Annotated in this window: 11 protein-coding genes; 10 read left to right on the top strand and 1 reads right to left on the bottom strand. The window is 66.9% G+C overall.

Annotated elements, in window-relative coordinates; genetic code table 11:
* Nucleotides 1-9 precede the first annotated feature (9 nt).
* The 6 genes from I6H87_RS04745 to I6H87_RS04720 all read left to right on the top strand — a co-directional run bounded on the left by I6H87_RS04745 (nt 10) and on the right by I6H87_RS04720 (nt 8,067).
* The gene (locus I6H87_RS04745; protein ID WP_026201385.1) at nt 10-600 is read left to right on the top strand and encodes a TetR/AcrR family transcriptional regulator; all 591 of its coding nucleotides are present in this window, start codon (nt 10-12) and stop codon (nt 598-600) included.
* A gap of 76 nt (nt 601-676) precedes the next feature.
* Nucleotides 677-2,464 (top strand): acyl-CoA dehydrogenase C-terminal domain-containing protein, encoded by a 1,788-nt coding sequence (locus tag I6H87_RS04740; protein WP_010813929.1) that lies wholly within the window; start codon nt 677-679, stop codon nt 2,462-2,464.
* A 76-nt stretch (nt 2,465-2,540) separates the two neighbouring features.
* Nucleotides 2,541-4,964: a 3-hydroxyacyl-CoA dehydrogenase/enoyl-CoA hydratase family protein gene (locus I6H87_RS04735; RefSeq protein ID WP_011614529.1), complete on the top strand. Its 2,424-nt coding sequence runs from the start codon at nt 2,541-2,543 to the stop codon at nt 4,962-4,964.
* Nucleotides 4,965-4,985: 21 nt separating this feature from the next.
* Nucleotides 4,986-6,185 carry an acetyl-CoA C-acyltransferase gene (locus I6H87_RS04730; protein WP_037025321.1) on the top strand — a complete coding sequence of 400 codons (1,200 nt, stop codon included), beginning with the start codon at nt 4,986-4,988 and terminating at the stop codon, nt 6,183-6,185.
* A gap of 117 nt (nt 6,186-6,302) precedes the next feature.
* Nucleotides 6,303-7,259 carry a DegV family protein gene (locus I6H87_RS04725; RefSeq protein WP_011614530.1) on the top strand — a complete coding sequence of 319 codons (957 nt, stop codon included), beginning with the start codon at nt 6,303-6,305 and terminating at the stop codon, nt 7,257-7,259.
* Between the two features lie 31 nt (nt 7,260-7,290).
* Nucleotides 7,291-8,067: an enoyl-CoA hydratase gene (locus tag I6H87_RS04720; RefSeq protein WP_011614531.1), complete on the top strand. Its 777-nt coding sequence runs from the start codon at nt 7,291-7,293 to the stop codon at nt 8,065-8,067.
* Between the two features lie 90 nt (nt 8,068-8,157).
* Here I6H87_RS04720 and I6H87_RS04715 read toward each other — a convergent pair whose 3' ends face one another.
* Complete coding sequence (locus tag I6H87_RS04715; RefSeq protein ID WP_037025319.1) at nt 8,158-8,562, bottom strand: acyl-CoA thioesterase; 405 nt, start codon at nt 8,560-8,562, stop codon at nt 8,158-8,160.
* 108 nt (nt 8,563-8,670) lie between these two features.
* On the opposite strand from I6H87_RS04715, the gene I6H87_RS04710 reads away from it, so the two are divergent.
* The 4 genes from I6H87_RS04710 to I6H87_RS04695 all read left to right on the top strand — a co-directional run bounded on the left by I6H87_RS04710 (nt 8,671) and on the right by I6H87_RS04695 (nt 13,553).
* On the top strand, nt 8,671-10,569 hold the full coding sequence (locus I6H87_RS04710) for an ABCB family ABC transporter ATP-binding protein/permease (RefSeq protein ID WP_011614532.1): 1,899 nt from the start codon (nt 8,671-8,673) through the stop codon (nt 10,567-10,569).
* A 204-nt stretch (nt 10,570-10,773) separates the two neighbouring features.
* Nucleotides 10,774-11,916, top strand: coding sequence for an ABC transporter substrate-binding protein (locus I6H87_RS04705; protein ID WP_011614533.1), 1,143 nt, complete (start codon nt 10,774-10,776; stop codon nt 11,914-11,916).
* On the top strand, nt 11,913-12,767 hold the full coding sequence (locus I6H87_RS04700; RefSeq protein WP_011614534.1) for an ABC transporter ATP-binding protein: 855 nt from the start codon (nt 11,913-11,915) through the stop codon (nt 12,765-12,767). The genes I6H87_RS04705 and I6H87_RS04700 overlap by 4 nt, the downstream gene beginning before the upstream one ends.
* A gap of 12 nt (nt 12,768-12,779) precedes the next feature.
* Entirely contained in the window at nt 12,780-13,553 is a 774-nt protein-coding gene (locus tag I6H87_RS04695) for an ABC transporter permease (RefSeq protein ID WP_010813920.1), read from the top strand.
* The last annotated feature ends 26 nt before the right edge of the window (nt 13,554-13,579 follow it).

Genomic DNA, 13,579 nt, shown 5'->3' with positions numbered 1-13,579 from the left:
CCCGCGCCAATGCGCAAGGGTGAAATGACGCGCGTGGCGATTCTGGATGCCGCACTGGAATTGTCGTCCCGCGACGGGCTCGAAGGTCTGACCATCGGGCTGCTCGCGGAACGCATGCAGATGAGCAAGAGCGGTGTCTTCGCGCATTTCGGTTCGCGCGAAGACCTGCAGGTGGAGGTGGTGCGGGAGTATCACCGCCGGTTCGAGCAGGAGGTGTTCTATCCCTCGCTGCAGGAGCCGCGCGGCCTGCCCCGGCTATGGTCGATGGTGCGGCGCTGGATGGAGAAGCGCATCCAGGAAGTGACGACTGGATGCATCTACATCAGCGGCGCCGTGGAGTACGACGACCGTGCCGGCAGCCTGGTGCGTGACGAGCTGGTCAAGAGCGTCACCATCTGGCGGGCAGCGCTCACGCGCGCCATCAACCAGGCGCGGGAGGAAGGGCACCTGCGCGCGGACTGCGATCCGCGCCTGATGCTGTTCGAGATGTACAGCCTTGAACTAGGCTTGCATCATGACGCCCGTTTCCTGCGCCTGCCTGACAGTGCCGAGCTTGCCATGGTCGCGCTCAACAAGCTGATTCAGTCTTACCGTACCTGAGGTCGCCCCGGTCGGACCGTATCGCGCAAGCGGGACGGGCGGCGTGGCGGCATCGCACAACTCCAAGGAGTCTCAGATGGGCCAGTACACCGCACCGTTGCGCGACATGCAGTTCGTGCTCCATGAACTGCTCGGCGCCGAAGCCGAACTCAAGGCGATGCCGCCGCACGCGGACATCGACGCGGACACCATCAACCAGGTTATCGAGGAAGCCGGCAAGTTCTGCTCGGACGTGGTGTTCCCGCTCAACCAGGTGGGCGACCGCGAAGGCTGCACCTACGTCGGCGACGGCGTGGTCAAGGCTCCCACCGGCTTCAAGGAAGCCTACCAGCAGTATGTCGAGGCCGGCTGGCCGGCGCTGGCGTGCGATCCCGAGTTCGGCGGCCAGGGCCTGCCGATCGTGATCAACAATGTGGTCTACGAGATGCTGAACTCGGCCGGCCAGGCCTGGACCATGTACCCGGGCCTGTCGCACGGCGCGTACGAGGCGCTGCACGCGCACGGCACGCCAGAACTGCAGCAGACCTACCTGCCCAAGCTGGTCTCCGGCGTGTGGACCGGCACCATGTGCCTGACCGAGCCGCACTGCGGCACCGACCTCGGCATCCTGCGTTCCAAGGCAGAGCCGCAGGCCGACGGTTCCTACCTGATCTCGGGCACCAAGATCTTCATCTCGGCCGGCGAGCACGACATGGCCGAGAACATCATCCACCTGGTGCTGGCACGCCTGCCGGACGCGCCGGGCGGCACCAAGGGCATCTCGCTGTTCGTGGTGCCCAAGTTCATCCCCGATGCCAACGGCAACCCGGGCGAGCGCAACGGCATCAAGTGCGGCTCGATCGAGCACAAGATGGGCATCCACGGCAACGCCACCTGCGTGATGAACCTGGACGGCGCGCGCGGCTGGATGGTGGGCGAGCCCAACAAGGGCCTGAACGCCATGTTCGTGATGATGAACGCCGCGCGCCTGGGCGTGGGCGCGCAGGGCCTGGGGCTGACCGAAGTGGCGTACCAGAACTCGCTGGCCTACGCCAAGGACCGCCTGCAGATGCGCGCGCTGACCGGCCCGAAGGCGCCGGACAAGCCCGCCGACCCGATCATCGTGCACCCGGACGTGCGCCGCATGCTGCTGACGCAGAAGGCCTACGCCGAAGGCGGCCGCGCCTTCAGCTACTGGACCGCGCTGCAGATCGACCGCGAGTTGTCGCACCCTGACGAAGCCGTGCGCAAGCAGGCCGGCGACCTGGTCGCGCTGCTCACGCCGGTGATCAAGGCCTTCCTGACCGACAACGCCTTCACGTCCACCAATGAGGGCATGCAGGTGTTCGGCGGCCACGGCTATATCGCCGAGTGGGGCATGGAGCAGTATGTGCGCGATGCGCGCATCAACATGATCTACGAAGGCACCAACACCATCCAGGCGCTGGACCTGCTGGGCCGCAAGATCCTGGGCGACATGGGCGCCAGGATGAAGGCCTTCGGCAAGATCGTGCAGGAATTCGTTGAAGCCGAAGGCACCAACGAAGCCATGCAGGAGTTCATCAACCCGCTCGCCGACATTGGCGACAAGGTGCAGAAGCTCACCATGGAAATCGGCATGAAGGCGATGGGCAATGCCGACGAGGTGGGCGCTGCCGCGGTGCCGTACCTGCGCGTGGTGGGCCACCTGGTGTTCTCATACTTCTGGGCCCGCATGGCCAAGATCGCGCTGGAGAAGGAAGCGAGCGGCGACAAGTTCTACACCGCCAAGCTGGCCACGGCACGCTTCTACTTTGCCAGGCTGCTGCCGGAAACCGCCGCCGAGATCCGCAAGGCGCGCGCCGGTTCGGCCACGCTGATGGCGCTGGACGCAGACCTGTTCTGAGTCGACTCTACCCGTCGTTCCCGGCCGGGAACGACGGCTTCGCATCTGTCTAACGCTCACTAATCCAGGAGCGAGCATGTCCAATTTCATCGTCAAGAAGGTCGCCGTGCTGGGTGCCGGCGTCATGGGGGCGCAGATCGCCGCCCACCTGATCAATGCGCGCGTGCCGGTGGTGCTGTTCGACCTTCCCGCCAAGGAAGGCCCCAAGAACGGCATCGCGCTGCGCGCCATCGAGAACCTGAAGAAGCTCTCGCCCGCGCCGCTGGGCATCAAGGAAGAGGCCGGCCTGATCCAGGCGGCCAACTACGAGGACGACATCGCGCTGCTCAAGGAATGCGACCTGGTGATCGAGGCGATCGCCGAGCGCATGGACTGGAAGCACGACCTGTACAAGAAGGTCGCGCCGCACCTGGCCTCGCACGCGATCTTCGCGACCAACACCTCGGGCCTGTCGATCACAGCGCTGTCCGACGGGTTTGATGCGGACCTGAAGTCGCGCTTCTGCGGCGTGCACTTCTTCAACCCGCCGCGCTACATGCACCTGGTGGAACTGATCCCGACCGCGACCACGCAGCCGCAGATCCTCGACCAGCTGGAAGCCTTCCTGACCACCACGCTCGGCAAGGGCGTGGTACGCGCCAAGGACACGCCCAACTTCATCGCCAACCGCGTCGGCATCTTCTCGATCCTGGCCGTGTTTGCCGAAGCCGAGAAGTTCGGCATCCCGTTCGACGTGGTCGATGACCTGACCGGCTCCAAGCTGGGCCGCGCCAAGTCCGCCACCTTCCGCACCGCGGACGTGGTCGGCCTGGACACCATGGCGCACGTGATCAAGACCATGCAGGACACCCTGCACGACGACCCGTTCGCGCCGGTGTACAAGACCCCGGCCGTACTCAAGGGCCTGGTCGACGCGGGCGCGCTGGGCCAGAAGACCGGTGCCGGCTTCTACAAGAAGGAAGGCAAGGCCATCAAGGTGCTCGACGCCAAGACCGGCCAGTACGTCGATGCCGGCAAGAAGGCCGACGAGATCGTGGTGCGCATGCTGAAGAAGGATGCGGCCGAGCGCATCAAGCTGCTGCGCGAGTCGACCAACCCGCAGGCGCAGTTCCTGTGGGCGGTGTTCCGCGACGTGTTCCACTACATCGCCGTCTACCTGGAGCAGATCGCAGGCTCCGCCGCCGACATCGACCTGGCGATCCGCTGGGGCTTCGGCTGGAACTCGGGTCCGTTCGAAGACTGGCAGTCGGCCGGCTGGAAGCAGGTGGCCGAGTGGGTCAAGGAAGACGTGGAAGCCGGCAAGGCGCTGTCGGCCGCGCCGCTGCCGGCATGGGTATTCGAGGGCCCGGTGGCAGAGAACCAGGGCGTGCACGCCGCTGCCGGTTCGTGGTCGCCGGCGACGCAGTCCTTCGTCGCGCGCAGCAAGCTGCCGGTGTACCAGCGCCAGGCATTCCGTGCCGCGATCAAGGGCACTGCCGCGGCCGATCCGCGCAAGGCCGGCCGCACCGTCGAAGAGAACGACGCCGTGCGCATCTGGGTGAGCGAAGGCCAGGACGACGTGCTGGTGGTCTCGTTCAAGAGCAAGATGAACACCATCGGGCCGGACGTGATCGACGGCCTGACCCGCGCCATCGACCTGGCCGAAGCCGGCTACAAGGGGCTGGTGGTGTGGCAGCCGACTTCGCTGCAGCTGGGCGCACCGGGTGGCCCGTTCTCCGCCGGCGCCAACCTGGAAGCGGCCATGCCCGCCTTCATGATGGGCGGCGCCAAGGGCATCGAACCGTTCGTGAAGAGGTTCCAGGACGGCATGATGCGCGTGAAGTACGCCTCGGTGCCGGTGGTGTCCGCGGCGTCCGGCATTGCGCTGGGCGGCGGCTGCGAGCTGATGCTGCATTCGGCTTCGCGCGTGGCCGCGCTGGAGACGTATATCGGCCTGGTCGAAGTGGGCGTGGGCCTGGTGCCGGCCGGCGGCGGCCTGAAGGAAGCCGCGCTGGCGGCCGCGCGCGCGGCGCAGGCCGCGGGCAGCACCAACATCCTGCAGTTCCTGACCAGCCGCTTCCAGAGCGCGGCCATGGCCAAGGTCTCGGCCTCGGCGCTGGAAGCGCGCCAGATGGGCTACCTGCAGCCGTCCGACAAGATCGTCTTCAACGTGCACGAGCTGCTGTACGTGGCGCAGAACGAAGTGCGCGCGCTGGCCAGCGCCGGCTACCGCGCGCCGCTGCCGACGCTGGTCCCGGTGGCCGGCCGCTCGGGCATTGCCACCATCAAGGCATCGCTGGTCAATATGCGCGACGGCGGCTTTATCTCGACGCACGACTTCCTGATCGCCAGCCGCATCGCCGAGGCGGTGTGCGGCGGCGACGTCGAGGCCGGCTCGCTGGTGAGCGAGGACTGGCTGCTGGCGCTGGAGCGCAAGGCCTTTGTCGACCTGCTCGGCACCGGCAAGACGCAGGAGCGCATCATGGGCATGCTGCAGACCGGCAAGCCGGTGCGTAACTAACAGGGCAAGCGAGGAACCGACATCATGAAACAACTGCAAGACGCATATATCGTTGCGGCCACCCGCTCGCCGATCGGCAAGGCCCCGAAGGGCGCGTTCAAGAACACGCGCCCGGACGACCTGCTGGCAACCATCCTGAAGGCTGCCGTGGCGCAGGTGCCGGACCTGGACCCGAAGCTGATCGAAGACGCCATCGTCGGCTGCGCGATTCCTGAGGCGCAGCAGGGCCTGAACGTGGCGCGCATCGGTGCGCTGCTGTCGGGCCTGCCCAATACCGTGGGCGGCATCACCGTCAACCGCTTCTGCGCCTCGGGCGTGAGCGCGGTGGCGATGGCTGCCGACCGCATCCGCGTGGGCGAGTCCGACGTGATGATCGCCGCCGGCGTGGAATCGATGAGCATGGTGCCGATGATGGGCAACTCGCCGTCGATGTCGCCGGAGATCTTCACCCGCGACGAGAACGTGGGCATCGCCTACGGCATGGGCCTGACCGCCGAGAAGGTGGCGCAGCAATGGCAGGTCAGCCGCGAGGACCAGGATGCGTTCTCGCTGGCCTCGCACCAGAAGGCCATCGCGGCGCAGCAGGCCGGCGAGTTCAAGGACGAGATCACGCCGATCGAGATCGTCGAGCGCTTCCCGGACCTCGCCAGCGGCCAGGTGAACGTGAAGTCGCGCACGATCTCGCTGGACGAAGGCCCGCGCCCGGAGACCTCGCTGGAAGGCCTGGGCAAGCTGCGCCCGGTGTTTGCCAACAAGGGCAGCGTCACCGCCGGCAACAGCTCGCAGACCTCCGACGGCGCCGGCGCGCTGATCCTGGTCTCGGAAAAGATCCTCAAGCAGTTCAACCTGGTGCCGCTGGCGCGCTTCGTCTCGTTCGCGGTGCGCGGCGTGCCGCCCGAGATCATGGGCATCGGCCCCAAGGAAGCGATTCCGGCGGCGCTGAAGGCTGCGGGCCTGACCCAGGACCAGCTTGACTGGATCGAACTGAACGAGGCCTTTGCCGCGCAGTCGCTGGCGGTGATGCGCGACCTGCAGCTGGATCCGGCCAAGGTCAACCGCATGGGCGGCGCGATTGCGCTGGGCCACCCGCTCGGTGCCACCGGTGCGATCCGTTCGGCCACGGTGGTGCACGCGCTGCGCCGTCACAACCTGAAGTACGGCATGGTGACCATGTGCGTTGGCACGGGCATGGGCGCCGCAGGTATCTTCGAGCGCGTCTGAACGCGCCTGCGGGACGGTCCCTCGGGACTGTCCCGCCCTTCTGCATCAGGTGAAGAAAGCAGTAACCGGGGGCTGCCGCCCGCGACGCGGGTCACCAGGTAGGGAGGAGACAATAATATGCAGGAGACAGCCATCCTGGCCGATGCCGCGTGCGATCTGCCGCGCGACGTCATGGCCCAGCTGAAGGTCCACACGATTCCGTTCCGCATCCGCGCGGGCGAACACTTTGTCGCCGATACGCGCGATGAAGACGCGCTGCCCACGCTCTACCAGCAATACCTGATCGGCCGCCAGGACCACTACGCCGAATCGATCCCGCTGCTCGAGCGCGAGCTGGAAGAACACCTGCTGCGCAACGTGGTGGCCCACTGCGACCGCGCCATCCTCTTCACCATTGCCAGTTCGCGCAGCAAGCTGTATGCGCATGCCACCGGCGCGGTGATCGGCACCGTGGCGCGCAGCGTGCGCCTGCGCAAGGAAGCCGGGCGCACGGGCCTGTTCGACCTGACCGTGGTCGACACCGGCGCGATCGGGCCGGGCCAGGCGCTGATCGTGCGCGAAGCCGCGCGCATGGCCGCCGCCGGCGCCAGCCCGCAGGCGGTGCGGGAAGCGGTCGAGACGCGCCTGCGCGATGCCGCCCATATGTTCCTGGTGCCCGACGAGCTGCTCTACATGTACACGCGCGCGCGCCAGAAGGGCGAGGGCAGCATTACCTGGGGGCGCTATGTGATGGGCAGCGCCTTCAATATCCGCCCGGTGGTGCGCATGCACCGCGGGCACACCGAGGCCATTGCCAGGGCGCGCGGCTCCGAGGAGGGTGCGCGCCGCGTGCTGCAGCATGCCGAGCAGTGCATCCGCGGCGGCGACCTGATGGTGCCGGCGATCTCGGTCTGCTATGCCGGCCCGCTCGATGACGTGCGCGAGATGCCGGCGTTCCAGTCGCTGGAGCGCACCGCGCGCGGACAGGGCGTGGCACTGATGCTGGCGCCGATGAGCCTGACGGTGGCGCTGAATGTCGGCGCGCGCGCGTTCGGGCTGAGCTATCTTTCCGAATCGCCGCCGCCTTTTGAATAAACCCAGCAATGCATCCACAGATGAGGACACCATGAGCATCCGCACCGGCATCGAGCAGGGCATCCTGACCATCGAGTTCGACCGCATCGACAAGAAAAACGCCATCACCGCGGCGATGTACCAGGCCATGGCCGACGCGCTGCGCGCGGCCGAGACCGACCGCAACGTGCGCGCCATCCTGCTGCGCGGCAAGCCCGAGATCTTTACCGCCGGCAACGACCTGGAAGACTTCATGCAGCGCCCGCCCACCGCCGGCGAAGGCGCGGAGCAGGCGCCGGTGTTCCAGTTCCTCTACCAGATCAGCCACGCCACCAAGCCGGTCGTGGCAGCCGTCAGCGGTGCCGCGGTCGGGGTGGGCACCACCATGCTGCTGCATTGCGACCTGGTCTATGCGTCCGATACGGCCAAGTTGTCGCTGCCGTTCGTGCAGCTGGGCCTGTGCCCGGAGGCCGCCTCGAGCCTGCTGCTGCCGCGGCTGGTCGGCTACCAGCGCGCGGCCGAGAAGCTGCTGCTGGGCGAAGCCTTCAGCGCGCAGGAGGCGCTGGAGATCGGGCTGGTGACGCGGGTGCTGCCGGTGGCCGAGCTGCACGACTTTGCGTTGGAGCAGGCGCGCAAGCTGGCGGCCCTGCCGGCGTCGTCACTGCGCGAGACCAAGCGGCTGATGAAGGCGGGCGATGTGGCGGTGGTGGAAAAGCAGATGGCCGACGAGGGCGCGGTGTTCCGCAGGATGCTGGTGGCGCCGGAGGCGAAAGAGGCGTTTGCTGCCTTCTTCCAGAAGCGCAAGCCGGATTTTACGAAGTTCGAGTAAGGCCCACGTCTGTCCAATCCCGCTTGTTCTCTCCCCTCTCCCGCTCGTGGGAGAGGGGAGAAAACAGCCAGCAAGCGCTGGCTTATCCCTTCAAGCCGACGGCAGCATCCGCGGCTGCCGCGATTCATCCGTCGCCACATACGTCAGCGTGGCCTCCGTCACCTTGACGATCTCATTGCTGTGGCGCATCCGTTGCGCGTAGACCTCGACCGACACCGTGATCGAGGTACGGCCGGTCTTGACGATGTCCGCATAAAAGCTGACCAGGTCGCCAACGAACACCGGATGCTTGAACAGGAAGGAGTTGACCGCGACGGTGGCCACGCGGCCCTGGGCGCGTTCCACCGCCGGGATCGAGCCGGCGATATCCACCTGCGCCATGATCCAGCCACCGAACACGTCGCCGTGCACATTGGCGTCGGCGGGCATGGGCACCACACGCAGAGCGGGATTCTTGCCGGCGGGCAGGGCGGGGACGGTGTGGGGAGCGTTCATGACGGTGTGTGGTGGACTGCGGAAGGAGGCGGGGCGCGGCGAAAGACCCTTCGCCTGCCACGTAATGCGAACTCTGCGACAATCGCGCATTGGCCCGAATTCTAACGTATGCGCCGCTATTCCACGACCGCCGAGCCGGCCCCCGCTCCTGCTTCAAACACGCTCTTTCCCGGTCAGCGCGCGCCCCGCAGCGACTGGCAGACGGTGCGCAACCTGCTGCCCTATGTCTGGCACTACAAGTGGCGCGTGATGCTGGCGCTGGCGTGCCTGGTGTCCGCCAAGGTGGCCAACCTGGGCGTGCCGGTGCTGATGAAGCAGCTGATCGACAGCATGAACCTGCAGCCGGGCGATCCGCGCGCGCTGCTGGCCGTGCCGGTCGGGCTGATCGTCGCCTACGGGCTGCTGCGGCTGTCGGCGACACTGTTCACCGAGTTGCGGGAGATGCTCTTTTCCAAGGTCACGCAGAGCGCCGTGCGCGAGATCGCGCTGCAGGTGTTCCGACACCTGCATGCGCTGTCGCTGCGCTTCCACCTGGACCGGCAGACCGGCGGCATGAGCCGCGACATCGAGCGCGGCACGCGCGGCATCCAGTCGCTGATCTCGTACTCGCTGTACAGCATCCTGCCCACGCTGGTCGAGATGGGGCTGGTGATCGGCTTCTTTATCCTGCACTACGACATCTGGTTCGCGGCCATCACCGGCTGCGCGCTGGTGGGCTATATCGTCTTTACCATCGTGGTGACGGAATGGCGCACGCATTTCCGCCGCCGCATGAACGAGCTCGATTCGCGCGCCAACCAGAAAGCGATCGATTCGCTGCTCAACTTCGAGACCGTCAAGTACTTCGGCAATGAAGAGTACGAGGCGCAGCGCTACGACGAGAACCTGCGCAAGTACCGCACCGCGGCGATCCGCTCGCAGAACTCGCTGTCGTTCCTGAACTTCGGCCAGCAGACCATCATCGCACTGGGGCTGATCCTGATCCTGTGGCGCGCCACCGTGGGCGTGGTCGACGGCAAGCTCACGCTGGGCGACCTGGTGCTGGTCAACACCCTGATGATCCAGCTCTATATCCCGCTGAACTTCCTCGGCGTGATCTACCGCGAGATCAAGCAGGCCACCACCGACATGGACCGCATGTTCGTGCTGCTGGGCACCAACCAGGAGGTGGCCGACGCGCCCGGCGCGCAGCCGCTGCAGGTCAGCGGCGCGCAGGTGCGTTTCCGCGACGTGCGCTTCAGCTATGAGCCGGACCGGCTGATCCTGGATGGCGTGGATTTCACCATCGCGGCGGGCACCACCACCGCGGTGGTCGGGCACAGCGGCTCGGGCAAGTCGACGCTGGCGCGGCTGTTGTTCCGCTTCTACGACGTCAACGGCGGCGCCATCGAGATCGACGGCCAGGACATCCGCGCGATCACGCAGGACAGCCTGCGCCGCGCCATCGGCATCGTGCCGCAGGACACGGTGTTGTTCAACGACAGCATCTTCTACAACATCGCCTACGGCCGGCCAGACGCCAGCCGCGACGAGGTCATCGCCGCCGCGCGCGCCGCGCAGATCGACAGCTTCATCCGCGAGCTGCCGCAGGGGTACGACACCCCGGTGGGCGAGCGTGGCCTGAAGCTGTCCGGCGGCGAGAAGCAGCGCGTGGCGATCGCGCGCACGCTGCTGAAGGACCCGCCGGTGCTGGTCTTCGACGAAGCCACCTCGGCGCTGGATTCACGCACCGAGCAGGCGATCCAGGCCGAGCTGATGCGGCTGGCGCAGAACCGCACCACGCTGCTGATCGCGCACCGGCTGTCCACCGTCGTGCATGCCGACCAGATCCTGGTGATGGACCACGGCCGCATCGTCGAGCGCGGCACCCATGCCGAGCTGATGCGCGCGCGTGGCCGCTACGCCGAGATGTGGGACATCCAGGCGCGCGCCGCCGCCAAGGGCGGCGAAGCCGTGGGCGCGGATGCGCTGGCACTCGACGTGGGCGACGCCACGCAGGACGCCTGACGGGACTGCATTCTCCTGTATCCGCGTGCACCAAGGGGCGGCGGGCATTGTCGACAATCATTGCCGACGATGGCGCTGCGGCAATCGCCTCGCACACTTTTGGTTCGGCAATCGCTTGCGGGCACGCCCTGAAACGGGGCTGAAAAACCTGGCACGTCCCTTGCGGACGAATCCCTCCGAGATCACGATCAACGGAGAGATTCAATGCCTCATTTCCACGCTGCGCTAGCGTCCCCCGGCGTTTGCGCTGCTGCCGCCGAGAACCATGAACATACCGGCACGCGCGCGTCCCGCACTGCGGCACGGCGCCGCCTGCTGAAGCTCGGCGTGATGATCGGCACCAGCCTGGTGCTGTCGACACAGTTCGCCGGCGCGGCCCACGCGCAGGCTGCACCAACCAAGGTCCGCTTCCAGCTCGACTGGCGCTTCGAAGGGCCGGCGGCGCTGTTCCTGCTGGGCGAGCAGAAGGGCTACTACAAGGCCGAGAAGCTCGACGTCTCGATCGATGCCGGCAACGGCTCGGGCAACGTGGTCAACCGCGTGGCCTCGGGCACGTACGACATGGGCTTCGCCGATATGTCGTCGGTGATGGAGTTCTACGGCAACAACCCCGACGCGAAGAACAAGCCGGTGGCCGTGATGATGGTCTACAACAACACGCCCGCCGCCGTCCTCGCGCTGAAGAAGTCCGGCATCCGCGCGCCGAAGGACCTCGCCGGCAAGCGCATGGGTGCTCCGGTGTTCGACGCCGGCCGCCGCGCCTTCCCGATCTTCGCCAGGGCCAACGGCCTGCAGGCGTCCTCGTTCAACTGGCAGGCAATGGACCCGACGCTGCGCGAGACCATGCTCACGCGCGGCGACCTCGATGCCATCACCGGGTTCTCGTTCACATCGATCCTGAACCTGAACGCGCGCGGCGTGAAGGATGAAGACATCGTGGTGCTGCCGTACCCGCAGTTCGGCGTGAAGCTGTACGGCAACGCGGTGATCGCCTCCGAGGATTTCATGAAGAAGAACCCCGAGGCGGTGAAGGCCTTCCTGCGCGCCTTCAGCAAGTCGGCGCGCGACGTGATCGCGCGGCCGGAAGAGGGCATCAAGGCGGTCAAGGCGCGCGACGGCATCATCGATGAGAAGCTGGAAGTGCGCCGGCTCAAGCTGGCGCTGGACAGCGTGGTCAAGTCGCCGGACGCGAAGGCCGAGGGCTTCGGGCGCGTCAGCGAGCCGCGCCTGTCGCTGATGGCCTCGCAGGTGGCCGATGCCTTCGGCACCAAGGGCCGCATCAACCCCGATGCCCTGTGGACCGACGCGTTCCTGCCCAGCGCGGCCGAACTGGATGTGCTGCGATGATGACGCGCCAGGCTGCCTTCATGCCCGCCTCCGGCGGGAGCGCCGCGCCCGCGGCCGCGGAACCCTTTGTCGATTTCAACCGGGTCTGGCTGGCCTATAACGACGAGCTCGCGCACAAGGGCGAGTTCGCGGTCGAGGACATCTCGCTGCAGGTGGCGCCGGGCGAGTTCATTGCCATCGTCGGCCCGTCCGGCTGCGGCAAGTCCACCTTCATGAAGCTGGCGACCGGGCTCAAGGCGGCCACGCGCGGCGTCGTGAGGATTGCCGGCGAGAAGGTGACCGGCCCGCTCAAGCAGGTCGGCATGGCCTTCCAGGCGCCCACGCTGCTGCCGTGGCGCACCACGCTGGACAACGTGATGCTGCCGCTGGAGATCGTCGAACCATATCGCTCCACCCTGCGCGCACGTCGCGACGAGTACGTCGAGCGCTCGCGCAAGCTGCTGCATACGGTGGGCCTGGCCGGCTACGAGGACAAGTACCCGTGGCAGCTGTCCGGCGGCATGCAGCAGCGCGCCTCGATCTGCCGCGCGCTGGTCCACGAGCCGCGCATGCTGCTGCTGGACGAGCCCTTCGGCGCGCTCGACGCCTTTACGCGCGAGGAGCTCTGGTGCGTGCTGCGCGACCTGTGGCAGGCGCAGCGCTTCAACGTGATCCTGGTCACGCACGACCTGCGCGAGGCCGTGTTCCTGGCCGACACCGTCTACGTGATGAGCCAGCGCCCGGGCCGCATCCTGATGCGCAAGGAGATCGACCTGCCGCGCCCGCGCGACCTGGAACTGACCTATACCGAGCCATTTGCCGACCTGGTGCACATGCTGCGCGAGAAGATCGGCCATGTGCGCCAACACTGAGGCAAAGCTACCATGATGACTCTCACTTCCGCGCAGGAGCGCCGCGTGCAGCGCGTGGCGCCCTGGCTGCTGCTGGCCGCGGTGCTGCTGCTGTGGCAGGGCGCGTGCATGGCCTTCGGCGTGTCCGACTTTATCCTGCCGACACCATCGGCGATCGTGGCCTCGCTGGTGGAATATGCCGACGTGATCGCCGGCCATGCGTGGCGCACCTTCTGGACCACCATGGTGGGCTTCGGCGTGGCCATCGCCGTGGGCGTGCTGCTGGGGCTGGCAATGGGCTCGTCACGGCTGCTCTATGCCGCCAGCTATCCGCTGATGACGGCCTTCAACGCGCTGCCCAAGGCCGCCTTCGTGCCGATCCTGGTGGTGTGGTTCGGCCTGGGCGCGGGTCCGGCCATCCTGACCGCGTTCCTGATCTCGTTCTTCCCGATCATGGTCAATATCGCCACCGGGCTGGCCACGCTGGAGCCGGAACTGGAGGACGTGCTGCGCGTGCTCGGCGCCAAACGGCGCGACGTGTTGTTCAAGGTCGGTCTGCCGCGCGCCATGCCGTATTTCTTCGCCTCGCTGAAGGTGGCAATCACGCTGGCCTTTGTCGGCACCACGGTGTCGGAGATGAACGCCGCCAACGAGGGCATCGGCTACCTGCTGGTGTCGGCCGGCTCGGCCATGAAGATGCCGCTGGCCTTTGCCGGGCTGGTGGTGATCGCGGTGATGGCGATGGCGATGTACGAGCTGTTTGCGGTGGTCGAGAAGCGCATGACCGGCTGGGCGCATCGTGGCTGACGGCTTGCCGCCGGACAGGTGACGGA

The organism is Cupriavidus necator (assembly GCF_016127575.1).
Lineage (GTDB): Bacteria > Pseudomonadota > Gammaproteobacteria > Burkholderiales > Burkholderiaceae > Cupriavidus > Cupriavidus necator_D.
The sequence above is the reverse complement of the archived record's forward strand: the minus strand, read 5'-3'. Positions and strand labels throughout refer to the sequence as shown.

What these genes read in the sequence shown, in the direction of transcription:
- I6H87_RS04735 (WP_011614529.1), top strand. Translation starts at nt 2,541, where the DNA reads ATGTCCAATTTCATCGTCAAGAAGGTCGCCGTGCTGGGTGCCGGCGTC.
- I6H87_RS04700 (WP_011614534.1), top strand. Translation starts at nt 11,913, where the DNA reads ATGATGACGCGCCAGGCTGCCTTCATGCCCGCCTCCGGCGGGAGCGCC.
- I6H87_RS04710 (WP_011614532.1), top strand. Translation starts at nt 8,671, where the DNA reads ATGCGCCGCTATTCCACGACCGCCGAGCCGGCCCCCGCTCCTGCTTCA.
- I6H87_RS04745 (WP_026201385.1), top strand. Translation starts at nt 10, where the DNA reads ATGCGCAAGGGTGAAATGACGCGCGTGGCGATTCTGGATGCCGCACTG.
- I6H87_RS04715 (WP_037025319.1), bottom strand. Translation starts at nt 8,562, where the DNA reads ATGAACGCTCCCCACACCGTCCCCGCCCTGCCCGCCGGCAAGAATCCC.
- I6H87_RS04720 (WP_011614531.1), top strand. Translation starts at nt 7,291, where the DNA reads ATGAGCATCCGCACCGGCATCGAGCAGGGCATCCTGACCATCGAGTTC.
- I6H87_RS04705 (WP_011614533.1), top strand. Translation starts at nt 10,774, where the DNA reads ATGCCTCATTTCCACGCTGCGCTAGCGTCCCCCGGCGTTTGCGCTGCT.
- I6H87_RS04725 (WP_011614530.1), top strand. Translation starts at nt 6,303, where the DNA reads ATGCAGGAGACAGCCATCCTGGCCGATGCCGCGTGCGATCTGCCGCGC.
- I6H87_RS04695 (WP_010813920.1), top strand. Translation starts at nt 12,780, where the DNA reads ATGATGACTCTCACTTCCGCGCAGGAGCGCCGCGTGCAGCGCGTGGCG.
- I6H87_RS04740 (WP_010813929.1), top strand. Translation starts at nt 677, where the DNA reads ATGGGCCAGTACACCGCACCGTTGCGCGACATGCAGTTCGTGCTCCAT.